Origin of the sequence: Pandoraea capi (genome assembly GCF_902459735.1) — a bacterium.
Classification (GTDB): domain Bacteria; phylum Pseudomonadota; class Gammaproteobacteria; order Burkholderiales; family Burkholderiaceae; genus Pandoraea; species Pandoraea capi.
Genome location: NZ_CABPRV010000001.1, coordinates 605,548 through 626,726, shown reverse-complemented (window position 1 = coordinate 626,726; position 21,179 = coordinate 605,548). Strand labels below are relative to the sequence as shown.

The window sequence follows — 21,179 nt, the reverse complement described above, 5'->3', positions numbered from 1 at the left end:
CGGGAAAAAGATGGTTAAACTGTTTTTATTATTCAATTTTTGCGAATAATAAAGTCTTTCCAGATCACCGCTTTGAGGCTGATAACCGTCATGGATCGTATTCAAGCGATGCAGGTTTTCGTACGTGTGGCTGAGGCAGGAAGCTTTATCCAGGCGGCGCAGACGCTCTCTTTGCCAGCCTCGACGGTCACCAGCAGCGTCAAAAATCTTGAGAAGTACCTGCAGGTGCGCTTGCTGAACAGAACCACGCGTCGAGTCAGCCTGACACCTGAGGGCGCTCAATATCTGACGCAGTGCCGAGAAATACTTGAGCTGATCGAATATACAGAGACCAGCCTGGCGGATTCCGTAAAACGGCCGCAGGGCCGCTTGCGGGTCGATATGCCGGGTGGCATTGCACACTTCATTGTCATGCCCAACCTGCAGGATTTTTACCGGCGCTACCCGGATATCTACCTGATGATAGGCGTCAATGACCGGCAGGTAGATCTGGTTCAGGAGGGTATCGACTGCGTTGTTCGGACAGGCGAGCTTGATGACTCAACGCTCGTTGCGCGCCCACTCGGACGGTTTCGCTGGGTAACCTGTGCGTCTGCCGCCTATCTGGAAGAGAACGGTACTCCGCAAACACCACAAGATTTGTCTCACCACCGAGCCATCCATTACTTTTCGGGTCGCGCAAGACAAGCAGGTGAGATGCGCTTTGCCCGCGGCACTGAAAAGATCTCAGTCCCAGTCAACGGCACAGCAGCCGTCAACGAGACTGGGCTCTACATCAAAATGTGCCTTGAAGGCTTCGGGCTGGTGCAACTCGCCGAGAACGTGGTCAGCGAGCATCTGAGAGATGGGCGGCTGATCGAAGTGCTTGCTGACTGGCAGCCGGCTTCGGTTCCTGTGCACCTGTTATACCCGCATCAGCGCTTTCTTTCGCCAGCCGTGAGTGCATTCGCTGACTGGATTGCCGGGCTCGTTCGTGACGGCGATTCAGCTTGAGGTCAGTGGCTGCAGGGCTGAACGAACGGGTTCGAATATTCCGCTGGCATGCCGATAGCGACGACAGTTCAAAGAAAGCATTGATCGAGATGTCGGCGATAGTTGGCGATATCTTGCTCAATCTGGGGGTTCTTCTCGACGGGCCCAATCCTCTGCGTCGCGTTTTGTTCGGAATGTCTTGGCTGCGGTGGGCCAACCCACTCGACGAATCGTCGCTTTCCAGGTTCCTGAGGGCGTTTTTGTGAGTGCGGCCATGGTGCTCCTTCCTTGAGGTCTGCACCGCGTATTGCAGCGAATTTGCACCGTGAGGAGCCGGTAAAAGAAAAGGGCTCGCAGCGAAGCCGCAGAGCCCTTAGTGAAAAAGCCCTGTAAATCAGAGATTTACAGGGCTTTCGCATTTGGTGGCGAATCAGGGACTCGAACCCCGGACCTGCGGATTATGATTCCGTCGCTCTAACCGACTGAGCTAATTCGCCGTAGAAGAAAGATTATAGGTAGACCCCTATAGGCTGTCAACAGGTATTTTGCAAAATCACGAAAATAGCGCGGTCGACGTCGGGCCGGGTCTGAGTGGTCGATCGAGAGCCGCCTCACAAACGACAACGCCGGGACCCGACAGCCCCGGCGTTGCGATTCATATCGACTGGCCTCCCGTAACGAGGCCGGTCACGCCTTCGTCAGTCGTTGGCGTAGATGTCGACGTCCTTCGTCTCCTTGATGAAGAGCATACCGATCACGAAGGTAATCAGCGCGATCACGATCGGGTACCAGAGGCCGGAGTAGATGTCGCCCTTGGCCGCTACGATGGCGAAGGCCGTGGCCGGCAGGAAGCCGCCGAACCAGCCGTTACCGATGTGATAAGGCAGCGACATCGAGGTGTAGCGAATGCGGGTCGGGAACATCTCCACCAGCATCGCCGCGATCGGGCCATACACCATCGTCACGAAGATCACGAGGATCGCCAGCAGGACCACGACCATCGGCTTGTTCATCTGCGCCGGGTCGGCCTTCGCCGGGTAGCCGTCCGCCTTGAGCGTGGCCGACATATCCGCTTCGAATGCCTTGGTCTTTTCCTTCGCGTCCGCCGCCTTGCCGTCAACCGACTGGATCACCTTGTCGCCGATCTTCACCGACGTCATCGTGCCCGCCGGCGCCGCTTCGTTCTGATAGTTCAGACCGGCGCGCGACAGGAAGCTCTTCGCGATATCGCACGAGCTGGTGAACTTCGACGTACCCACCGGGTTGAACTGGAACGAGCACTCCTTCGGATCGGCGATGACCGTGATCGGCGAACGCGCCGTTGCAGCTTCCAGCGCCGGGTTAGCGTAGTGCGTCAGCGCCTTGAAGATCGGGAAGTAAAGCAGCGCGGCCAGCAGGCAACCCGCCATGATGATCGGCTTGCGACCGATCTTGTCCGACAGGGCACCGAAGAACACGAAGAACGGCGTGCCGATCAACAGGCCCAGAGCGATCAGGATGTTGGCGGTATTGCCGTCGACCTTGAGCACCTGAGTCATGAAGAACAGCGCGTAGAACTGCCCCGTGTACCACACGACGGCCTGACCCGCAGTCAGGCCAACCAGTGCAAGGATCACGACCTTCAGGTTCTTCCACTCGCCGAACGATTCCTTGAGCGGCGCCTTCGAGCCCTTGCCTTCGGCCTTCATGCGCTGGAATGCCGGCGACTCGTTCAGTTGCAGACGGATCCACAGCGAAACCAGCAGCAAGACGAGCGAAAGGATGAACGGAATACGCCAGCCCCAGTCGCCGAACGCCTCTTCACCCATTGCCATACGGGTGCCGAGAATCACGAGCAGCGAGAGGAAGAGACCCAGCGTGGCGGTCGTCTGAATCCACGACGTGTAGAACCCGCGACGGCCGTGCGGCGCGTGCTCGGCCACATAGGTGGCGGCACCACCGTATTCGCCGCCCAGCGCCAGACCCTGAAGCAGACGCATGGCGATGAAGATCACCGGTGCGGCGATACCCCACGACGCGTAGCTCGGCAACAGACCGACGACCAGCGTGGACAGACCCATCAGCGTGATGGTCACCAGGAACGTGTACTTACGACCGACGAGGTCGCCGATACGACCGAACACGATGGCGCCGAACGGACGCACCGCGAAGCCAGCCGCGAACGACAGCAGTGTGAAGATGAAGGCTGCCGTCGGATTGATCCCCGAGAAGAAGTGACGGCTGATGAAAGCGGCCAACGAACCGGCCAGGTAAAAGTCGTACCACTCGAACACCGTGCCCAGCGACGACGCGAAGATGACCTTCCGCTCTTCCTTGGTCATCGGTGCATGGGTGGTGGCTGTCGTTGCAGTAGCCATGCGGTTGTCTCCTGTAATGTAAGCACGCCCCTGGGACGCACCCGGGCCGTTGCAACTGATTATTGGAGGACAACCTTACCGCCGTCTGACGCCAAACTGACTCGAACCTTACGTGGCTAGGGACTTACCCTCGACTTTGGCCCGAAATTGGCCGTATTTCGCGCGATTCCGTCACGCATGAGGGTTTTCGATAGGCAACTCGGCGAGCGGCAACGTGACCCGGATCAACGTGCCGGTTGCTTCGGGGTGCTGTGCATCGACATGGTCGAGCACGCTGACGTCGCCGCGATGGATCTGCACGATCTCGCGCACGATGGCGAGGCCCAGACCGCTGCCGTCGCTGTCGCTGCCGAGAATGCGGTAGAAGCGCTCGAACACGCGCGGCCGCTCCGACGCGGGAATGCCCGGCCCGGTGTCTTCGACTTCAAGATGCACGAAGCCGTCCGACGCCTCATGACGCAGGCGCACCGTGATTTTGCCGCCGGCCGGCGTGTAACGGATCGCGTTGTCGATGAGGTTGTTGAGCAACTCGCGCAGCATCACCGGCTGACCGGACAGATGCACAGGAAACGGCGGCTCCTCGAAGCCGAGATCGATTCGTTTTGCGAACGCGGCCTGGAACCAGTCCTGCATGGCGCTACGCGCGAGCAGGCTGAGGTTGACGGGGGTGAATGCGGCAGCGTCGTTCGCACTGTTCTCGGCGCGCGCCAATGCGAGCAACTGGTTGACGAGGCGTGCGGCCTGCTCGGAGCTGACCGCGATCTGCGAGAGCGAACGCCGCAGTTCGTCGGGGGACGTCTGACGCAAGGCGAGCTCTGCCTGCATACGCAATCCGGCGAGTGGTGTCTTGAGCTGATGGGCGGCGTCTGCAATGAAGCGTTGCTGAAGTTTCATGTTCTGTTCGAGACGTCCGAGCAGATCGTTCAGCGAGTTGACGAGCGGCGCGATCTCCGGCGGCGCCTGACGCGCTTCGAGTGGCGACAGATCGTCCGGCCGGCGCGCACGAATATGTTCCTGCAACGCATGCAGCGGTGCGAGGCCGCGCGACAGCCCGAACCAGACGAGCACGATGGCCAGCGGCAGAATCACGAACTGCGGCAGGATCACGCCCTTGATGATCTCGTTGGCCAGTTGGCTGCGTTTGTCGAGCGTCTCGGCGACCTGTACGAGCGCCATGCTGCCGGGTGGTTCCATGCGCGGCAGGTCGACGTACGTGAACGCAACACGGATGTCGTTGCCGCCGACCGTTTCGTCCCGGAACTGGACGACGCCGGGCTGCGGCCGGTCGTCTTCATGGGGCAGGGGCAACTCGGCCGTGCCGCCGACGAGTTCCCCCTTCGCGCCGAGGACCTGGAAGTAGATGTTGTCGGTGGCGTCGGCGCGCAGCAGATCGCGTGCGGGCATCGGCAGGGTGAGCGTGACCTGTCCGCGATCCGAATGGACTTGCTGGGCGAGCACGTAAGTATTGGTTTCCAGCGCCCGGTCGAACGGGCCGTTGGCAATCGACTTCGCAACGAGGTACGTCACGGCAATGCTCATCGGCCAGAGCAGGAGCAGCGGCGCGAGCATCCAGTCGAGAATCTCGCCGAACAGCGAGCGCGGCGGCGGCTCGGCCTCGCGCTCCAGCGGTGCGCCGAAACCCGGGCGCACGAAAGGATCGGCGTAGGGATCGAACGGATCGGTGGCGTCTGCGGCGTGCGGGGGCGGCCCGGCATGTCCTGCGTGGCGAGCCGCGTCCGGATCCGCAGGCGTGGCGCGATGGGGGTGACGAAAGCTCAGACGCATCGGGCGGATAGGCTAAAGAGGCTGAGGCGGCGGGCGTGCCGGGTCGACTGGGCGTGCCCGGCATCACGCGTCGGTTCGGGCGTGACCGGCTTCACGCATCGGTGAAGACCGCAAGGGCGGCCGGCCTCGCGTGTGTGCCCGACGTCCTTTTGTCAGGCGGCGTTCGCAGGTGTTGCCGCAGGCTTTTCCAGACAATACCCCAGTCCGCGAATCGTGGCGATGCGCACGCCGCTCGGCTCGATCTTCTTGCGTAGCCGGTGCATGTAGACCTCGATGGCGTTGTTGCTGACTTCTTCGCCCCAGCCGCACAGATGGTCGACGAGCTGTTCCTTGGAGACGAGGCGCCCGGTGCGCAGGAGCAGCACTTCGAGCAATTCGAGTTCGCGGGCGGACAGGTCGAGCATCTGCTCATGAATATAGGCGGTGCGCCCGACCTGATCGAAGCTGAGCGGGCCGTGGCGGATGACCGTCGAGCCGCCGCCGGCGCCGCGCCGGGTCAGGGCCCGCACGCGCGCTTCGAGTTCGGCGAGCGCGAAAGGCTTGGCCATGTAGTCGTCTGCACCGAGATCGAGGCCCTTCACGCGGGCGTCGACGCTGTCGGATGCCGTCAGGATCAGCACGGGCAGATGGGAGTTGCGGGCGCGCAGGCGGCGCAGGACTTCGTGGCCGGGCAGGCGGGGCAGACCGAGATCGAGAATCAGCAGGTCGAACGTCTGGGCGGAGAGCGCGGAGTCGGCTTCGAGCCCCGTCTTGACGTGATCGACGGCGTAGCCCCCCTGACGCAACGAGCGGGTCAGGGCGTCGGCCAGAATGCTGTCATCCTCTGCGATGAGAATTCGCATGGGCGTGATAGGCTTGTGTAGGCACCGTCGCCTGACGGCAGCGGTGTGTCTCCTGTGATGTTGCGGCGCGTGGTTCGCGGCTTTTTTTGTCGTTTCGGCGCTTTCGGACAACAGGCACTTGCAAAGAGCACTGGTTTTTTATACAGTACCGGCAGTCACGCCTCACTCGAGCCGTCTCGCTCATCATATCAAAGGACGATTCATGGAAGAAAGCAAGAAAGGGTCTGCCAATCTGTCGGCCGAGAAAGGCAAGGCGCTCGCCGCCGCCCTCGCGCAGATCGAGAAGCAATTCGGCAAGGGCTCGATCATGCGTCTGGGCGACGGCGAGGTCGAAGCGGACATCCAGGTCGTCTCCACGGGCTCGCTGGGTCTGGACATCGCGCTTGGCGTCGGTGGCCTGCCGCGCGGTCGCGTGATCGAGATCTACGGTCCGGAATCGTCGGGTAAGACCACGCTCACGCTGCAAGTCGTGGCGGAGATGCAAAAGATCGGTGGCACCTGCGCGTTCATCGACGCAGAGCATGCCCTCGACGTCGGTTACGCCAACAAGCTGGGCGTCTCGGTGCCGGAACTGCTGATCTCGCAGCCGGACACGGGCGAACAGGCACTGGAAATCGCCGATGCGCTGGTGCGCTCGGGTTCGATCGACCTGATCATTATCGACTCGGTCGCGGCGCTGGTGCCGAAGGCCGAAATCGAAGGCGAAATGGGCGACTCGCTGCCGGGTCTCCAGGCACGTCTGATGTCGCAGGCGCTGCGTAAGCTGACCGGCACGATCAAGCGTACGAACTGCACGGTGATCTTCATCAACCAGATTCGTATGAAGATCGGTGTGATGTTCGGCAACCCGGAAACGACGACCGGCGGTAACGCGCTGAAGTTCTACTCGTCGGTGCGTCTGGACATCCGTCGTATCGGTTCGATCAAGAAGGGCGACGAGGTGGTCGGTAACGAAACCCGCGTCAAGGTCGTGAAGAACAAGGTATCGCCGCCGTTCCGCGAAGCGATTTTCGACATCCTCTACGGTCAGGGCATTTCGCGCGAAGGCGAAATCATCGATCTGGGGGTCAATGCGAAGATTGTCGAGAAGGCCGGCGCCTGGTACAGCTACAACGGCGAGAAGATCGGTCAGGGCAAGGACAACGCGCGCGAATTCCTGCGTGAGAATCCGGACATCGCCCACGAGATCGAGAACAAGGTACGTGCATCGCTGGGGGTTACGGCGATCAACGAAACCGGTGAGATCGAAGAAGAAGACGAGGCTTAAGCGCTTGTTGAGCGCCTGAGTTGTCGCAACGGCAGCGCGAAGCCAGACGGCGTCGCGCTGCCGTTTTTGTTTTCTCTCGGTAGTTCTTCTATCTGTACCGGTTCTCGCGCGCCTTTCGTTTTCATTTGACGTCTTTGGGCGTTGTTTGACCGTGGTTTGCCGGTCATCCGCGTGTCTCACGTGTTGTCCGCTGACTCTCCGACTTGCTTCCAGGCTCGCCCTTGGTGCCGGTGTCTCTCATGCACTGCCGCCGATGGCGTTACGATGACTCCATGATCCACCGTCGTCCTCCCCAAGATCCGAACGCACCGCCGCCCCCGCCGGGGGATGAGGCCGTTGCGGCCAAGCCGTCGCGCAAGCCTGTGCTCAGTCTGAAAGGACGTGCGCTGTCGTATCTCGCGCGTCGTGAGTACAGCCGGGCGGAGTTGCGTCGCAAGCTCATGCCGTACGCCGATGCCGAGGGCCCCGAAGCACTCGATCGCCTGCTCGACAGCCTGGAGCAGGAACGCTGGCTATCCAACGAGCGCTTTGCCGAGAGCGTAGTGAACCGGCGTGCGTCGCGCATGGGGACTACGCGGATCATCGGTGAGCTCAAGCAGCATCAGGTCGATGCGGAGACCGTTGCCGCCATTTCGGAGCAATTGCGCGAAACCGAGATGACGCGAGCCCGTGCCGTCTGGCAGAAGAAGTTCGGGGAAGTCGCCACCACACCGGAAGCGCGCGCCAAGCAGATGCGCTTTCTTGCGGCGCGCGGCTTTTCTCGTACCGTTATCAGCAAAATCGTAAGAGGCGCCGACGAGTTTCTGGACGATGTCTGAGGTGCGCCTCATCGCATTCGTCATGGATGAGGGCGCATTCATCGTCAGCAGATGAATGACACGCTGCATCGTGTCATCCGCTTCAACGCGGGCATGACACGTCGATGGATCTCATGTGACGCGTCATTACTCGGTTATCGCGTTATGGCGTCGCACCATGCGCGCGGCAATCGGGTGGCATTGATTTCCCGACCGTTGGGTCGGGTTATTCACCCTTATGCGGTGGGCTTCTGCTGCGCTGCGGCAGACGGTGCTGTCGCCTATGCTAGAATCAAGATCTTTCTGCGTTCATGCATTGCACACTTCCGCATGCCGCTCTCCGCGCCTGCCTCTCGTACCTTGCGTCACCGTCGCACGATCGCTGTTGAAGCGTTTTCGCGCGACGATGGCCTATGGGACATCGAAGCCCGTCTCACCGATCATAAGGATCGGGATTTTGCATTGGCGACGGGCCTTCGCAAGGAAGGCACGCCGATTCACGAGCTCTGGCTGCGGTTGACGATCGATGAGTCCTTCGAGGTGCATGACGCCGAGGCCGTTTCCGATTGGGTGCCTTATCCGGGCATTTGCGACCAGATCGGCCCAGAATATCGTCAGTTGATCGGTCTTAACCTGCGACAGGGCTTCCGGCGCGGGGTTCGCGAGCGCCTTGGCGGCGCGGCGGGCTGTACCCATCTGACCGAACTTTGCAGTGTCCTGCCCACGGCAGCGATTCAGGCCTTTGCCGGGGTGGTGATCCACACGCCCGATACGGCACTCAAGGCCGCCAATGACGCCAACGATTCGGCGCCACCTTTCCAACTCGGACATTGTCACGCCTTGCGGTTCGATGGCGAGGCGGTGCGCCGGTTTTACCCGCGCTGGTTCAACGGCCGCGCAAACGATCGAGCGAACGAGCCCACGACGCCCGTCACATCAGAAGCGGTGCGCGATGAGGCCTCGACTCGCAAGCTCGAACCCAAACTTCCAACTCAGCAAGAAGGGAATCACGCATGAAGATTCATGAGTATCAAGGCAAGGAAATCCTCCGAAAATTCGGAGTCGCGGTGCCCCGCGGCATTCCGGCGTTTTCCGTGGACGAGGCCGTGAAGGCAGCCGAAGAACTCGGCGGTCCGGTTTGGGTGGTTAAGGCCCAGATTCACGCAGGCGGTCGCGGTAAGGGCGGCGGCGTGAAGGTTGCCAAGACGATCGAGCAAGTGCGCGAATACGCCAGCCAGATCCTCGGCATGCAACTGGTCACGCACCAGACCGGTCCGGAAGGTCAGAAGGTCAATCGCCTGCTGATCGAAGAAGGCGCCGACATCAATAACGAACTGTACGTCAGCCTGGTGGTTGACCGCGTCACGCAGAAGATCGTGATGATGGGTTCGAGCGAAGGCGGCATGGACATCGAAGAAGTCGCCGAAAAGCATCCGGAACTGATCCATCACGTCGTGATCGATCCGTCGGTTGGCCTGACCGACGCACAAGCTGATGACTTCGCCAAGAAGATCAGCGTGCCCGACGCTTCGGTGCCGCAAGCCCGTACGATCCTGCAAGGTCTGTACAAGGCCTTCTGGGAAACGGACGCTTCGCTGGCCGAAATCAACCCGCTGAACGTGAGCAAGAACGGCACGGTCACGGCGCTGGACGCCAAGTTCAACTTTGATTCGAACGCCCTGTTCCGTCATCCGGAAATCGTGGCTTACCGCGATCTGGACGAAGAAGATCCGGCGGAAGTCGAAGCCTCGAAGTTCGATCTGGCTTACATCTCGCTCGACGGCAACATCGGCTGTCTGGTGAACGGTGCCGGTCTGGCCATGGCCACGATGGACACCATCAAGCTGTTCGGCGGCGAGCCGGCCAACTTCCTGGACGTGGGCGGTGGCGCCACGGCAGAGAAGGTGACCGAAGCGTTCAAGATCATGCTGAAGAACCCGAACCTGACGGCCATTCTGGTCAACATCTTCGGCGGCATCATGCGCTGCGACGTGATCGCAGAAGGCGTGATCACGGCATCGAAGGCCGTGTCGCTGAAGGTGCCGCTCGTCGTGCGCATGAAGGGCACGAACGAAGACCTGGGCAAGAAGATGCTCGCCGAGTCCGGCCTGCCGATCATTTCTGCTGACAGCATGGAAGAAGCTGCCCAGAAGGTTGTCGCGGCCGCCGCAGGCAAGTAACCAGAACAGTCGAAGCCGTCGCGGCGCGCCACTCCGAGAGGGGCAGTGCGCACCGCCAGGCAACAGGACGAAGGAAATCAAGCAATGTCGATTCTGATCAACAAAGACACCAAGGTCATCACCCAGGGTATCACTGGCAAGACCGGCCAGTTCCATACCCGCATGTGCCGCGAATACGCGAACGGCAAGAACGCGTTCGTCGCTGGCGTGAACCCGAAGAAGGCCGGCGAAGACTTCGAAGGCATTCCGATCTACGGTTCGGTGAAGGACGCCAAGGAACAAACCGGCGCTACCGTGTCGGTGATCTACGTGCCGCCCGCAGGCGCTGCTGCCGCAATCTGGGAAGCTGTCGAAGCCGACCTGGATCTGGCGATCTGTATCACGGAAGGTATTCCGGTCCGTGACATGATCGAAGTGAAGGACCGTATGCGTCGCGAAGGTCGCAAGACCCTGCTGCTCGGCCCGAACTGCCCGGGCGTGATCACGCCGGACGAACTGAAGATCGGCATCATGCCGGGTCACATCCACAAGAAGGGTCGCATCGGCGTGGTGTCGCGCTCGGGTACCCTGACGTACGAAGCCGTGGGTCAGCTGACCGCCCTGGGTCTGGGCCAGTCGAGCGCCGTCGGTATCGGTGGCGACCCGATCAACGGTCTGAAGCACATCGACGTCATGCAGATGTTCAACGACGATCCGGAAACGGACGCCGTGATCATGATCGGTGAAATCGGTGGTCCGGACGAAGCCGCTGCCGCCGAGTGGATCAAGGGCAACATGAAGAAGCCGGTCGTCGGCTTCATCGCAGGCGTGACGGCGCCTCCGGGCAAGCGCATGGGCCACGCCGGCGCGCTGATCTCGGGCGGTGCCGATACGGCCGAAGCCAAGCTGGCCATCATGGATGCCTGCGGCATCAAGGTGACCAAGAACCCGTCGGAAATGGGCCGCCTGCTCAAGTCGGTGCTGTAATTCCCGCCGGACGATCGTGTTATCGCCGCCGGAACCGGCGGCGGTGTCAGCGGTCATGAAAGAGGGAGCCCAGGGCATCGGGCTCCCTCTTTTGCTATTGCGTTTGCGCAATCCTTTGCTGTATTCGTCTTACCCGACGCCGTCGTTTCGTCTCCATCGTTCCCAAGGATATTTGCGCCATGCTTGCGTTTTTTGCCGAGCTGAACTGGGCCGCCGTGGCACAGATCATCATGATCGACATCCTGCTGGGTGGCGACAATGCCGTGGTGATCGCGCTCGCCTGCCGCAATTTGCCGGCCAAGCAACGCCTGCAGGGCATAGTGTGGGGGACGGCCGGGGCCATCGTGCTGCGCGTGATTCTGATCGCATTCGCCGTGACGCTGCTCGCCGTGCCGTATCTGAAGGCCGTGGGCGGATTGCTGCTGCTCTGGATCGGTACCAAGCTGCTGGTGCCTGACCATGACGCGCACGACAGCGTGAAGCCGGCGGACAAACTCTGGACGGCGGTCAAGACCATCATCGTTGCCGATCTTGTGATGAGTATCGACAATGTGATTGCGATTGCCGGGGCAGCCGAAGGCGCCGCCGAGCATCATCAATTGCCGCTCGTGATTTTCGGTCTGCTGGTGAGCATTCCGCTGATCGTCTGGGGGTCCCAGCTCGTGCTCAAGGCGCTCGACCGGTTCCCGGTCATCGTAATGGTGGGCGCCGCGCTGCTCGGCTGGATCGCAGGCGGTCTGATCGTGTCGGATCCGGGCGTCGGCCATCTGCTGCACTTGCCGGGCGATGCTGCCCAATACACGCACTACGTGGCGTCCGCGATCGGCGCGCTGCTGGTTCTCGCTGTGGGACTGGTGCTCAAGCGTCGAAGCGAGGCACGTCAAACGCGTGCAACCTCTTCGAAATAAACGGGTCCATTGCGGGGCCGGACATCCCGGTGCGGGATGTCTTGCTCCGATGTCCGCACGTCATGGCGGACCGGGACACATCGCGAGCGCTGCGATCGACCTTCTCAATCGATGAATCGTCCAGCTTCGGCTCGGACGATTCCGACGGCCCCATGCGGCGCCGCCCGATTTTGATCTGCGGCAGGGCATTCGTCGGGAGGGCTATGGCATACTCCGCCCACTTCCCCCCGATGTCCCTTTTGTTTTCATTGCTTTTGCAGGGAGTTACACAATGCGTCGTTTCGGCCACCGGACTACCGGTCTCGCCAAATCCCGGGGTTTCACCCTGATCGAACTGATGATCGTGCTGGCGATCATCGGCGTGCTGGTCACGGCAGGGGTTCCGTATCTGCAGAATTATCTGGTGCGCGCACGTGTCGTCGAAGGGCTGGGCGCAGCAGCGTCCGCCAAGGCGCTCGTGAGCGAGAACGCCATGCACGGTGCCCCGTTCAACAGCGGTTGGCAGGCGCCGAGCGCGACTGACAACGTGAGCGGCGTGAGCATCGATTCCGTGAGCGGCAACGTGACCGTGGCCTACACGCAGCGTGCCGGCGACGGTGCGATGGTTCTGGTGCCCACGACCACCGGCGTGACCGGCAAGCCCGAAGCGCTGACCGTCGGCAAGGCCCCCGAAGGCCAGATCGTCTGGACGTGCTACGCACAGGGCCGCGAGGGTGCACCGAACGGCGCCACGCTGCCCGGCAAGCTGGCACCGCCGGAGTGCCGTGGCGAGACCGCGACCAAGGGCGCCTGAGTCCGATGAGCGGTTGGCCGGATGACCTGATGTTGCATCACGCGATACCACGTCCGGCCCCGACGTCACCGAGGATTTGCTGACCGGAACCGGGCTGGAATCCGCTGGCGTCGAGCTACGCGCGTCAGGCATGAAATGGCTGCCCCCGGGCGGCCGTTTTTCGTTATGCTTGCGCATCTTCCAACCGGTGCATTGCACGGCGGCGACCTTGTTTCCTCCTCTGCTTCTCTCGATGATCGGGCTCACGATGGCCCTGATCTGGGCCTTGCCCTACAACCTCGTCAAGCACACCTATCCGATCTCCACGTTTTACTCGGAAGCGTTGACGTTTTCGCTCTTCGCGTTGCTCGGCGTGCTCTCGATGATCGCCGTGTGGCAGCGCGATGCGCGCGTGCTGCGCATGCCGCGCGTGACCTGGATGCCGCTCGCCTTCGTTGCGGTCGTGCTCATCCAGCGCGCGACGATGCCGACCGAGTTGCCGCAGTTGATGATGACGGCGCTGCTCTACGGCGTGGCGATGATCGTTGCCGTCAATGCGGGCTACTGGCTGGCGCAACTGGGCTGGCGTGGCGTGCTCATGCGCTGGAGTGCCGTCGCGCTGACGCTGGGCGGTTTGTATGCGGTGGGCGCTCAGCTCGTGCAGGCGTTTCATCTCGAAGCGCATGTGCCGTGGCTCGTCGCGAAGTACACGGTGACCGTGGCGCGGCGTCTGTTCGGCAACATGTATCAGCCGAATCATCTGGCGACGTACCTGTCGCTGGCGAGCGCCGGTGCGTTCTACCTTTGGTATCAGCGCAAGCTGCCCGCGTGGGCATTTCTGGTGGCGTCTGCGGCCTTCGACATCGGCATCTGCCTGACGGGTTCGCGTACGCCGTGGTTGCAACTGGCGTTGCTCTCGGCGTTCGGATTGTGGCTCGTCTGGATGGAGCGAAGCGAGGAGACGCGCAACATGCGTCGCTCGATGCGCTGGTTCGTGCCGGCGACGATACTCCCGATGCTTGCCTTGATGACGGTGTGTGTCGGTTGGGCGAATATCGCCTGGGGATGGCATCTCGAAGGCAGTGCGGTTGCGCGTATGCAGCACGCGGGGCAGGTAACGGGCCGTGTGATCCTGTGGGAGTATGGGCTGACCATCTTCCGCGAGCACTGGTTCTTCGGCGCAGGTTGGTCGAATTACATCGATGCGCAATTCGCACTGGTGGACAAGCTGGGCCCGGTCGAGATGGCGGACAACGCGCATAACGTGTTGATCGACCTGCTGGCAAAGATTGGTATTGTCGGCGCGCTCGCCGTGTTGTTGCCGTTGGCGTTCTGGTTTGCGCGTGCGGTACGCAATATCAAGACGGCACCGATTGCGCTCGCTTTCGTGTTGCTGGGCATGCTCGCGATTCATTCGCTGCTGGAATATCCACAGCACTATGCATTTTTCTTGCTGCCCGCGATGTTCCTGCTCGGGTTTTGCGAGACGAAGTCGATCGAGAGCGTGTCGTCGGCGGCCACCGGCGCTATCAACGGCGTGATCGTGTTGTTTGCATGCGTCGCGATTCCCTGGCTGTACGGCGACTATCAGCGCGTCGAGGTGGCTTACCGCGCGGGCAAGATCGAAGCGTATCGCACTGATCCGGCGTTGTTCTTCGCGCCTTACGGCGATTACGCAGTGACGGGGGCGCTGTACCTCAGCAAGGATCAGCTCGACGAGAAGCTCGCCGCGCATCGCGAAGCGCTGGCGCTGGGCGCCGGACCGACGATGATCAAGCGCTATGTCGTGCTGCTGGCTTTGGCTGGACGCGACGACGAAGCCTTGCAGGACGTGCAACGTTTGAAAAACTACAACACGCTGATCTGGGAAGGGCAATATGCCGCACTCGTGCGCATGTTGCGCGAGCAGGGCGATGACCTGAAGCCGTTCGTCAAGCGGGTCATCGATACGTATGGACGGCCGACGGGCGAGACGGACACGGATGCGATGGCTGCGCCGCGAGGTAATGTGCGGCGGCTGTCATAACGACGTGTAACGACGCCGCGGCACAGCGGCACGAAGGCATCACGCCACGCCTGTCCGCCACATCTGGCGCATCTGTCGCAGCCGACACATCCGTCAGAAACGAGATCGCCCGCGACATTCGCGGGCGATTTTCATTGCAGCGCCGATCGGCGAACCGGGGGGAGCGTCAGGCCTCCGGCGGGCTGCTGTCCTGCTCGGTGTCTTCGGTGCGTGCCCAGAAGAAGCGATCGGGGAAGTGACGTCCCATGCCCGGGCGGAAGGCGTTTTCCAGTACCTGCTGCAAATACTCCTGGGCCTCGCGAACGGCTTCCGGCACGGCCAGACCGTTGGCGAGCATGGCGGTAACGGCCGCAGCCAGGGTGTCCATGGCCCCGGCCACGTTGTGCGGCGGACGGTCCCAGGCGTCTTCACGGACCATGCCGCCGTCGCTGTACAGCGTGTGCGTGAACTGCGGCGCGTTGCCGTCGCTCACGAGCACGAACTCGCAGCCGTTTTCCAGCAGGATCGAGACGGCCTCGTCGAGCGAAAGGTTTTCATTCTCCGTAATCGTCTGCGCGAGCGCGACGGCGCTGGCCGGGCTCACGACAAGCACGCTGGCCTGCGGCACCAGCAGGCTGGCCGTGGCTTCGCGTAATTCGTCCGCCGAGAGCAGATGCTCGCCGGCCAGGCCGAAGTCCGGGGCGACGACGAGCGGTGTTTCGTCGTAATCGGCCACGATCTCGGCGATGGACGCGACGTTCTCGGCATTCACGGCGCTGCCGACCTTGAAGGCCGCGACCGGCATGTCTTCAAGCAGCATGCGCGCCTGATCGGCAATCCAGTCGGGGTCGATGGGCTGCACGTCGTCGCACGCGCGCGAGTCTTGCGAGGAGTAGCCGGTGAGCACCGACACGCCGTAGCCGCCCATGCTCGCAAAGGTGAGCAGGTCGGCCTGCACGCCGGTTGCCGAAGTGGGGTCGGAAAGCCCGAAGGTCAGGAGAATGGGTGGGGATTCAGTTTGCATGGAAGCAGGATAGACGGCGATCTGGTCAGGCCTTGGGTTCGTTGGTACCATCACGCCTTAAATGCCCGTTTCGGAGCGCTTGAAAGCGCCGTGGGCAGCGCCCGCCGGACAATGCACCGGCAGGGTTCCCACAAGACCGTTCGGCATCTCTGCCGACGGGACCCGAAGCGGTTGACAAGCCATTGTAACGGAACGCTCGTCGCTGAAGAAAGCATGGAATACAAGAGCTGGATGTGCCTCATTTGCGGTTGGATCTACGACGAAGAGGCAGGATTGCCCGACGAGGGCATCGCGCCCGGTACGCGCTGGGAAGACGTGCCGATCAACTGGACCTGTCCGGAGTGCGGGGCCCGCAAGGAAGACTTCGAGATGGTGCAGATCTGAGGCCGAACGGCCAGGAGACGCCCTATGGTGATGTCTGAATCGTCTGGTGCGCCCAGCGTGCCCGGCGCATCTCAATCATCTCCCGACTCCCCCGATAACGTGACTGCCGGCGCCACGCGCGACACGCGTGAGGCGCCGCTGTGGCGTTTGCCGGAGGTGGCCGAAGCGCTGACCGAGGCGTCCGACGCATGGTCGAACGGCCCGGCGGCGGCGCTGGGTCCGCTGCGTCGAGCGAATCGTCTGCTTCAGACGAGCGGTCATGCCGACTGGGCGCTCCAGGGTGAGCGTCTCGTTCAGGCGATTGCCGAGGCGGCGTATGGCGGATCGGGCAGTCAGGACGCCCAGCGCAATGCGCTGCGACAGTTCGAGCGCGATATCTGGCAGGCGGGTGTCGTGCCCGCGCCGTTAGCGTCCTCGCCGTCTTCTCAGACGGCCGCGACTGCCGATAACTGGGCCGGCGCGCCCACGCCGGGCGAGCTTCGCATGGCAGGATGGGTGATCGCACAGCCGCGTCTTCACGGACTGCCTGCGGGCACTGCGCCGCTGCGCGCCGATGTCGAACGCGTGCTGCTGCGCCTGTTGCGCCCTGACGCCGACGCGACCGATACCACGGCCGCTTTGGGCCAATTGGCCGATCTGGCGGCAGACCTGCACCGTGCCGGGGCTACCGCGCCGCTGGATTACTGGCGTCTGGCCGCCGCCTGGCTGCGCTTTGCCCGGGCACCGCTGAGTCTGGCCGACAAGCGTCAGATCGGGCGGATGAACATGGCATTGCGCAAGCAACTCACCCGGCCGAGCGGCCCGGATGACGTTCGCGCCGCGCCGGCCACGTCGTCTGCCGCCGCCAGAACGGCTGCCGAAGCGGTGCCGGGACACGATCTGCTCGAAGCGCTCGCTACGTGGCACGCCGAGGCGCCCGACACCTGGCTGGGAACGCTTTTGGCCGATTTCGGCGTATTGCGCCGTCCCAGCCATTTGCCCGAGCCGTTGGCGGACGCCGCCCAAGCGGGTCAGAAGCAGGGCGCCGGCACCAGTTCGCGCGACTGGCTGCGCATCGGCCCGTTGTCGGTGCGGCAGGACGTTTGCCAGACATTCCTCAGTCTTGCGGATGAGGCGCTTCCGAATTTGAACGATCCGGCCGTGGCCGCACAGGTGGCGCAAAATGCGGCGGCCATCGGGCTGGCGCCGGTCGCGCGGCTGGCGGCTGCGGTCGCGGCGACGGGCGAGCGTCTGGCGGCGTCGCCCCCGGCGGAGCCGGGCGGCCCGGCTGCGCTGGCGATGACGGTCAGGGCGTTGCGCGGCATGCTGCATCAGTTTGCGGCGGACACCTACCCCGAGGCGCGCCCTGACCTGATCGCCGAGATGGCCATGTGGCGCGAACGGGCGCTGGACGCCAGCGTGTTCGGGCAGCGGCTAGTCACCGGGCGCGACGTTCCGTGATACAGTCGGCCCAAAGGCTGCCACTGGCGGCCGATGGCCGTATCACGATGCGGAAAAAGTTCGTCCACCGACCGGCCGGCGGCAGGTGACGCGAGGCTCTCACGGGGCCTCGACGCCCGCTGCGGGACGAGGTCCGGCGGGCAGACCGTCAAACAGGTTCCGATAAACTCTGGCCCTATGCCGAACGACCGTATCAACCTTACGAATCAGTTCCTTATCGCCATGCCCGGCATGGCCGATCCCACCTTTTCCGGCACCGTCGTCTACCTGTGCGAGCACAGTGAAAAAGGCGCGATCGGGCTGGTCATCAATCGTCCTACCGACATTGACCTCGCGTCGCTCTTCGAGCGGCTCGACCTCAAGCTCGAAATCGATCCGCTGGCGCATCAACCGGTCTTCTTCGGCGGCCCGGTGCAGACCGAGCGCGGCTTCGTGCTGCATGAGGCGACAGGGACTGCGTACAGTTCATCGCTGTCGGTGCCGGGCGGGTTGGAGATGACGACGTCCAAGGACGTGCTCGAAGCCGTCGCAAATGGGCAAGGCCCCAACCGTTTCCTGCTCACGCTCGGTCATTCGGGCTGGAGCGCAGGGCAACTGGAAGACGAAATCAGCCGCAACGGCTGGCTGACGGTCGCGGCCGACCCGGGCATCGTGTTCGACGTGCCGCCGGCCGAACGCTTCGACGCCGCGCTGGCGTTGCTCGGCGTGACGTCGTCGATGCTCTCCGCCGACGCGGGTCACGCATGACGGCTGGCAGTCGCACGGTGCTCGCCTTCGATTACGGCGAGCGCCGCATCGGCGTCGCGATGGGCAATCTGATGCTGCGCGAGGCCCGCGCACTCACCGTCGTCGCCAACCTCAATCGTGAAGTGCGTTTTGCCGAGATGGGCAAGCTCATCGCCGAGTGGCAGCCCGAGCTGATCGTCGTCGGTCTGCCGTGTCATCCCGATGGCACGCCGCATGAAATGACGCAGCAGGCCAAACGCTTCGGTAACCAGCTCAATGGGCGGTTCAGCGTGCCGGTCGTCTGGGTCGACGAACGCTATTCGTCGGTCGCGGCGGCGGCGGCGCTGGCCGAAGCCGGCGTCAAGGTGTCGCAGAAGACATCGCTCGACGCCGAGGCCGCCCGCATCATCCTCCAGCAGTATTTCGACGAGCATGTGCCCGCCTGATTTCCCCTTGCACCACGTGACTTCGGTCCCCTCGGAGCCCCGGCATGGCTAACGGCATTCTCGGCCGTCGCGGTCACCCTCAACTCAATCGCAATGGCGAGCTCCGGCACTTGCTGACGGTAGAAGGTTTGCCGCGTGCCGTGCTCATGCACATTCTCGATACGGCCACGCAGTTCGTCAGCGTGAACGATGCCGATGTGAAGAAGGTGCCGCTGCTCAGTGGCAAGTCGGTCTTCAATCTGTTCTTCGAGAATTCGACGCGTACGCGAACGACGTTTGAGATTGCCGCTGCACGCCTGTCTGCCGATGTGCTCAATCTGAATATCAACGCGTCGTCGACTAGCAAGGGCGAGACGCTGCTCGACACCATCGGCAATCTCTCGGCGATGCACGCGGACCTGTTCGTCGTGCGGCATGCGCAGTCGGGGGCGCCGTATCTGATCGCCGAGCATTGTGCGCCGCACGTGCACGTCATCAACGCGGGCGACGGACGTCATGCGCACCCCACGCAGGGGCTGCTCGACATGTACACGATTCGCCATCACAAGGGCGAATTCCAGAACCTGACGGTCGCGATCGTCGGCGACATTCTGCACTCGCGCGTGGCGCGCTCCGACATTCACGCACTGACCACGCTCGGCGTGCCCGAAGTGCGTGCCATCGGTCCGCGTACGCTGTTGCCTACAGGGCTGGAACAGCTTGGTGTGCGTGTGTTTCACGACATGGACGAAGGGCTTCGCGACGTCGACGTGATCATCATGCTGCGCTTGCAGAACGAGCGGATGAACGGCGCATTGCTGCCTTCTGCGAGTGAATACTTTCAGTATTACGGTCTGACGCCGGAGCGGCTCGCGCTGGCCAAACCTGATGCCATCGTGATGCATCCCGGCCCGATGAATCGGGGCGTGGAGATCGATTCGGCCGTCGCCGACGGGCCGCAGTCGGTCATTCTCGAACAAGTCTCGTTCGGCATTGCCGTGCGGATGGCGGCGATGAGCATCGTCGCCGCGAACAACGGGTAAGCGCGCCATGAAACTGCATCTGAAGGGTGGCCGCGTCATCGATCCCGCAACGCGTACCGATCGCGTGCAGGACATCTTCATTGCCGACGGCAATATCGTTGCGCTGGACGCAGCGCCCGCCGACTTCACTGCCGGGCGCACCTTCGACGCGAAGGGCATGTGGGTCGCCCCCGGGCTGATCGATCTGTCGGCGCGCCGGGTGACGGCGGCGAGCGAAGCGACCGCGGCGCTCGCCGGTGGCGTCACACGGGTGGTCTGTCCGCCGGATACCGATCCGGTGCTCGACGAACCGGACCTCGTGGAGATGCTGCAACTACGTGCGCGCGCGACGCACGCCGTGCAGGTCCATCCGCTCGGCGCGCTCACGGCCGGTCTTGCGGGACGCGAACTCACCGAGATGGCGCAACTGACGCGTGCGGGCTGCATCGGCTTGTCGCAGGCGAATGCCGCGATGGCGGACAACCGGACGCTGCTGCGCGCGTTGCAATATGCGGGCACCTTCGGGCTGACGGTATGGCTGCGTGCGCAGGATGCCGCACTGGCTGCCGGAGGCGTTGCCGCGAGTGGTGCGGTCGCCTCGCGTCTCGGGCTGGCCGGTATTCCGGTGGCGGCCGAAACCATCGCGCTGCACACGATTCTCGAACTCGTGCGGGTGACCGGCACGCGCGTGCATCTGTGTCGTCTGTCCTCTGCGGCCGGTCTGGCATTGGTACGTGCGGCGAAAGCCGAAGGATTGCCGGTGACGTGCGACGTTGCCGCACATCACCTCCATCTCACCGACATGGATATCGGGTATTTTGACGCCCAGTACCGACTCGATCCGCCGCTGCGCTCCGGACGTGACCGCGAGGCCGTGCGCGACGCTGCGAGGGACGGTACGATTGACGCCATCTGCTCGGATCACACGCCGCTCGCCCCCGACGCCCGTCTTGTTCCCTTCGCGGAAGCTGCACCGGGCGCCACAGGGCTTGAATTACTCCTGTCGCTGGTGCTGAAGTGGGCCGAGGAGTCGCGCGTGCCGCTGGTCGATGCGTTGGCGCGGGTCACGCATGGGCCGGGGCAGCGTCTTGCGGCAGTCGCGCCGGGCGCGGGCCGCTTGTCGCCGGGACAGCCCGCCGACGTATGCGTGTTTGCGCCGTCGACGCATTGGACCGTGTCCGCGCAGCAGTTGCGCAGCGCCGGTCACAACACCCCGTTTCTGGGATACGAATTACCGGGCCAGGTACGGCTCACGCTGGTCGGTGGCCGCGTGGCGTACGAAGCCCTCGCCGTCTAGGATGCGATTG

Annotated in this window: 18 protein-coding genes, 1 tRNA gene and 2 pseudogenes; 15 read left to right on the top strand and 6 right to left on the bottom strand. The window is 62.9% G+C overall.

Translation table 11 applies throughout. The annotated features are described in order from the left end of the window. Positions 1-90 precede the first annotated feature (90 nt). The gene (locus PCA20602_RS02785) at positions 91-993 is read left to right on the top strand and encodes a LysR family transcriptional regulator (RefSeq protein WP_150719847.1); all 903 of its coding nucleotides are present in this window, start codon (positions 91-93) and stop codon (positions 991-993) included. Positions 994-1,122: 129 nt separating this feature from the next. Here the strand turns inward: PCA20602_RS02785 and PCA20602_RS25885 are convergent. The 5 genes and pseudogenes from PCA20602_RS25885 to PCA20602_RS02755 form a co-directional block, all read right to left on the bottom strand. Next, positions 1,123-1,248 (bottom strand): annotated as a pseudogene (locus tag PCA20602_RS25885) (site-specific integrase); the annotation flags it as partial. A 144-nt stretch (positions 1,249-1,392) separates the two neighbouring features. Next, positions 1,393-1,469: transfer RNA gene (locus PCA20602_RS02770), tRNA-Met, on the bottom strand. Between the two features lie 201 nt (positions 1,470-1,670). After that, positions 1,671-3,329 carry an MFS transporter gene (locus tag PCA20602_RS02765; RefSeq protein WP_150719846.1) on the bottom strand — a complete coding sequence of 553 codons (1,659 nt, stop codon included), beginning with the start codon at positions 3,327-3,329 and terminating at the stop codon, positions 1,671-1,673. Positions 3,330-3,500: 171 nt separating this feature from the next. After that, positions 3,501-5,114: a sensor histidine kinase gene (locus PCA20602_RS02760; RefSeq protein WP_150719845.1), complete on the bottom strand. Its 1,614-nt coding sequence runs from the start codon at positions 5,112-5,114 to the stop codon at positions 3,501-3,503. Positions 5,115-5,266: 152 nt separating this feature from the next. Continuing rightward, a complete protein-coding gene (locus PCA20602_RS02755) occupies positions 5,267-5,956 on the bottom strand; it encodes a response regulator (RefSeq protein ID WP_044457047.1) in 690 nt (229 codons plus the stop codon). Between the two features lie 202 nt (positions 5,957-6,158). On the opposite strand from PCA20602_RS02755, the gene recA reads away from it, so the two are divergent. From recA to PCA20602_RS02715, 8 genes are all read left to right on the top strand, one after another. Continuing rightward, positions 6,159-7,223, top strand: coding sequence for a recombinase RecA (gene recA / locus PCA20602_RS02750; RefSeq protein ID WP_069342508.1), 1,065 nt, complete (start codon positions 6,159-6,161; stop codon positions 7,221-7,223). A gap of 272 nt (positions 7,224-7,495) precedes the next feature. After that, positions 7,496-8,041, top strand: coding sequence for a recombination regulator RecX (recX, locus tag PCA20602_RS02745; protein ID WP_150719844.1), 546 nt, complete (start codon positions 7,496-7,498; stop codon positions 8,039-8,041). A 309-nt stretch (positions 8,042-8,350) separates the two neighbouring features. After that, the gene (locus PCA20602_RS02740) at positions 8,351-9,037 is read left to right on the top strand and encodes a DUF2889 domain-containing protein (RefSeq protein WP_150720018.1); all 687 of its coding nucleotides are present in this window, start codon (positions 8,351-8,353) and stop codon (positions 9,035-9,037) included. Next, entirely contained in the window at positions 9,034-10,200 is a 1,167-nt protein-coding gene (gene sucC / locus PCA20602_RS02735; protein ID WP_150719843.1) for an ADP-forming succinate--CoA ligase subunit beta, read from the top strand. The genes PCA20602_RS02740 and sucC overlap by 4 nt, the downstream gene beginning before the upstream one ends. A gap of 84 nt (positions 10,201-10,284) precedes the next feature. Beyond that, the gene (gene sucD, locus PCA20602_RS02730) at positions 10,285-11,166 is read left to right on the top strand and encodes a succinate--CoA ligase subunit alpha (RefSeq protein WP_069342512.1); all 882 of its coding nucleotides are present in this window, start codon (positions 10,285-10,287) and stop codon (positions 11,164-11,166) included. 179 nt (positions 11,167-11,345) lie between these two features. Then, complete coding sequence (locus PCA20602_RS02725; protein ID WP_150719842.1) at positions 11,346-12,074, top strand: TerC family protein; 729 nt, start codon at positions 11,346-11,348, stop codon at positions 12,072-12,074. Positions 12,075-12,345: 271 nt separating this feature from the next. Beyond that, positions 12,346-12,867, top strand: a complete 522-nt coding sequence (locus PCA20602_RS02720) for a pilin (RefSeq protein ID WP_150719841.1) — start codon at positions 12,346-12,348, stop codon at positions 12,865-12,867. A 208-nt stretch (positions 12,868-13,075) separates the two neighbouring features. Continuing rightward, positions 13,076-14,872 (top strand): O-antigen ligase family protein, encoded by a 1,797-nt coding sequence (locus PCA20602_RS02715; RefSeq protein ID WP_174980723.1) that lies wholly within the window; start codon positions 13,076-13,078, stop codon positions 14,870-14,872. Positions 14,873-15,038: 166 nt separating this feature from the next. On the opposite strand, the gene thiD is transcribed toward PCA20602_RS02715, so the two are convergent. Next, entirely contained in the window at positions 15,039-15,875 is an 837-nt protein-coding gene (gene thiD / locus PCA20602_RS02710) for a bifunctional hydroxymethylpyrimidine kinase/phosphomethylpyrimidine kinase (RefSeq protein ID WP_150719839.1), read from the bottom strand. Between the two features lie 213 nt (positions 15,876-16,088). Between thiD and PCA20602_RS02705 the strand changes: the two genes are divergently transcribed. The 6 genes and pseudogenes from PCA20602_RS02705 to PCA20602_RS02680 all read left to right on the top strand — a co-directional run bounded on the left by PCA20602_RS02705 (position 16,089) and on the right by PCA20602_RS02680 (position 21,169). Continuing rightward, entirely contained in the window at positions 16,089-16,259 is a 171-nt protein-coding gene (locus PCA20602_RS02705; RefSeq protein WP_006400971.1) for a rubredoxin, read from the top strand. Between the two features lie 30 nt (positions 16,260-16,289). After that, positions 16,290-17,699, top strand: a complete 1,410-nt coding sequence (locus PCA20602_RS02700; protein WP_150719838.1) for a hypothetical protein — start codon at positions 16,290-16,292, stop codon at positions 17,697-17,699. A gap of 177 nt (positions 17,700-17,876) precedes the next feature. Next, the gene (locus PCA20602_RS02695; RefSeq protein WP_069342517.1) at positions 17,877-18,446 is read left to right on the top strand and encodes a YqgE/AlgH family protein; all 570 of its coding nucleotides are present in this window, start codon (positions 17,877-17,879) and stop codon (positions 18,444-18,446) included. Beyond that, entirely contained in the window at positions 18,443-18,871 is a 429-nt protein-coding gene (gene ruvX / locus PCA20602_RS02690) for a Holliday junction resolvase RuvX (RefSeq protein ID WP_150719837.1), read from the top strand. The genes PCA20602_RS02695 and ruvX overlap by 4 nt, the downstream gene beginning before the upstream one ends. A 68-nt stretch (positions 18,872-18,939) precedes the next feature. After that, positions 18,940-19,893: pseudogene (locus PCA20602_RS02685) on the top strand (aspartate carbamoyltransferase catalytic subunit); the annotation flags it as partial. A gap of 7 nt (positions 19,894-19,900) precedes the next feature. Continuing rightward, the gene (locus PCA20602_RS02680) at positions 19,901-21,169 is read left to right on the top strand and encodes a dihydroorotase (protein ID WP_150719835.1); all 1,269 of its coding nucleotides are present in this window, start codon (positions 19,901-19,903) and stop codon (positions 21,167-21,169) included. Positions 21,170-21,179 lie beyond the last annotated feature (10 nt).

Bases quoted from the DNA above. Each gene is read 5' to 3' on its own strand.
- ruvX (WP_150719837.1), top strand. From the start codon at position 18,443: ATGACGGCTGGCAGTCGCACGGTGCTCGCCTTCGATTACGGCGAGCGC.
- PCA20602_RS02755 (WP_044457047.1), bottom strand. From the start codon at position 5,956: ATGCGAATTCTCATCGCAGAGGATGACAGCATTCTGGCCGACGCCCTG.
- PCA20602_RS02720 (WP_150719841.1), top strand. From the start codon at position 12,346: ATGCGTCGTTTCGGCCACCGGACTACCGGTCTCGCCAAATCCCGGGGT.
- thiD (WP_150719839.1), bottom strand. From the start codon at position 15,875: ATGCAAACTGAATCCCCACCCATTCTCCTGACCTTCGGGCTTTCCGAC.
- recA (WP_069342508.1), top strand. From the start codon at position 6,159: ATGGAAGAAAGCAAGAAAGGGTCTGCCAATCTGTCGGCCGAGAAAGGC.
- sucC (WP_150719843.1), top strand. From the start codon at position 9,034: ATGAAGATTCATGAGTATCAAGGCAAGGAAATCCTCCGAAAATTCGGA.
- PCA20602_RS02765 (WP_150719846.1), bottom strand. From the start codon at position 3,329: ATGGCTACTGCAACGACAGCCACCACCCATGCACCGATGACCAAGGAA.
- PCA20602_RS02680 (WP_150719835.1), top strand. From the start codon at position 19,901: ATGAAACTGCATCTGAAGGGTGGCCGCGTCATCGATCCCGCAACGCGT.
- PCA20602_RS02760 (WP_150719845.1), bottom strand. From the start codon at position 5,114: ATGCGTCTGAGCTTTCGTCACCCCCATCGCGCCACGCCTGCGGATCCG.
- PCA20602_RS02695 (WP_069342517.1), top strand. From the start codon at position 17,877: ATGCCGAACGACCGTATCAACCTTACGAATCAGTTCCTTATCGCCATG.
- PCA20602_RS02705 (WP_006400971.1), top strand. From the start codon at position 16,089: ATGGAATACAAGAGCTGGATGTGCCTCATTTGCGGTTGGATCTACGAC.
- recX (WP_150719844.1), top strand. From the start codon at position 7,496: ATGATCCACCGTCGTCCTCCCCAAGATCCGAACGCACCGCCGCCCCCG.
- sucD (WP_069342512.1), top strand. From the start codon at position 10,285: ATGTCGATTCTGATCAACAAAGACACCAAGGTCATCACCCAGGGTATC.
- PCA20602_RS02785 (WP_150719847.1), top strand. From the start codon at position 91: ATGGATCGTATTCAAGCGATGCAGGTTTTCGTACGTGTGGCTGAGGCA.
- PCA20602_RS02740 (WP_150720018.1), top strand. From the start codon at position 8,351: ATGCCGCTCTCCGCGCCTGCCTCTCGTACCTTGCGTCACCGTCGCACG.
- PCA20602_RS02700 (WP_150719838.1), top strand. From the start codon at position 16,290: ATGTCTGAATCGTCTGGTGCGCCCAGCGTGCCCGGCGCATCTCAATCA.
- PCA20602_RS02725 (WP_150719842.1), top strand. From the start codon at position 11,346: ATGCTTGCGTTTTTTGCCGAGCTGAACTGGGCCGCCGTGGCACAGATC.